The 1,501-nt window shown below is 64.4% G+C and carries 1 protein-coding gene; it reads left to right on the forward strand.

Features of this window, described 5'->3' with window-relative positions; genetic code table 11:
* Positions 1-367 precede the first annotated feature (367 nt).
* Positions 368-1,330: an integron integrase gene (locus JCM9942_RS15735; RefSeq protein WP_275043994.1), complete on the forward strand. Its 963-nt coding sequence runs from the start codon at positions 368-370 to the stop codon at positions 1,328-1,330.
* Positions 1,331-1,501 lie beyond the last annotated feature (171 nt).

The raw sequence follows: 1,501 nt of genomic DNA on the forward strand, positions 1-1,501 counted from the left end.
TCTAAGTAGACCCCGAAAACGGGGATATGCCGGCATACTCGGGCTGGGCTGGTTGGCTGTCAACGGGGAAATCCTACGTTGAGTCAATTACTTATCTCATTTCCCCGTTCTTGATGCTTCCCCAGACTGGGGTGCATATCAGCGGGAGCGAAGCGATATGTCATATCCACCCGGAAACGAGGGATATCAGCGGCGTGCAGCAGACACCGGCGGGGCGGGGAATGCCGGTGGGACTCCGGGGAAATCACCGCAATGCAAGGCTGCCGTGAAGCGCGGGGGGATCGTTCCGCACCTGCTGCCGCCAATCGCGGCTCATCCCGCCGACGCCGCAGCGTCAACGGCAGGCAAGCCCAGGTTGTTGGATGAGGTGCGCCGGCACCTGCGCCTGAAGCATTACAGCCTGCGCACGGAAAAGGCCTATGTCGGTTGGATCGTGCGCTATATCCGTTTCCATCGCATGGCCCATCCACGCGAGATGGCCGGCGAGCAGGTGGCGGCGTTTCTGTCGATGTTGGCGGTGAAGGGCAAGGTCAGCGCCAGCACGCAGAACCAGGCGTTGTCGGCATTGCTGTTTCTTTACCGCGAAGTGTTGGGCACGCAGTTGCCGTGGATGGAGGGCGTGGTGCGGGCCAAGCGGCCCAAGCGCTTGCCGACGGTGTTGTCGCCGCAGGAAGTGCAGCGCCTGTTGCTGGCGATGGACGGCCGCCCGTGGTTGCTGGCCAGTCTGCTGTATGGCACCGGTATGCGCTTGATGGAATGCCTGCGCCTGCGGGTACAGGACGTGGACCTGTCACGCATGGAAATCCTGATCCGTGATGGCAAAGGCGGCAAGGACAGGCGTACGGTGTTGCCGCGCAGCCTGCTGGAATCGCTGCGCAAGGAAATGGAGCGGGCGCGTTTGCTGCACCAACATGACCTGCTCGCCGGGCAGGGGGCGGTGTGGCTGCCCTATGCGCTGAAGCGAAAGTATCCGAATGCGGATCGCGAGTTCGGCTGGCAGTACGTGTTTCCGGCCGAGCGCATCAGTGTTGATCCGCGCGATGGCGTGCAGCGGCGCCATCATGTGGATGACGCGGTGCTGTCACGTGCCATCAAGAATGCGCGCATCCAGGTGGGCATCGACAAGCCGGTGTCGGCGCACACATTGCGTCATTCCTTCGCCACCCATCTGCTCGAGGCCGGGCACGATATCCGGACGGTGCAGGAACTGCTCGGGCACAAGGACGTGGCGACCACGCAGATCTATACGCATGTGCTGGGACGCGGTGCGGGTGGTCTGCTCAGCCCGTTGGACCGCTTGCCGGGAGCGTTGTCGCCCCCGGCGGAGTGAGCACGTCAGCCGTCGAGCAGGGCGGTGTCGCGCACCGCGCCCTTGTCGGCGCTGGTGGCCAGCAGGGCATAGGCTTTGAGGGCGCTGCTGACCTTGCGCGGACGGGCCTCGGCCGGCTTCCAGCCGCGGGCATCCTGTTCGGCGCGGCGTCGCGCCAGTTCGGCCTCGTCC

The organism is Stenotrophomonas pictorum JCM 9942 (genome assembly GCF_001310775.1).
GTDB classification, from domain to species: Bacteria; Pseudomonadota; Gammaproteobacteria; order Xanthomonadales; family Xanthomonadaceae; genus Stenotrophomonas; species Stenotrophomonas pictorum.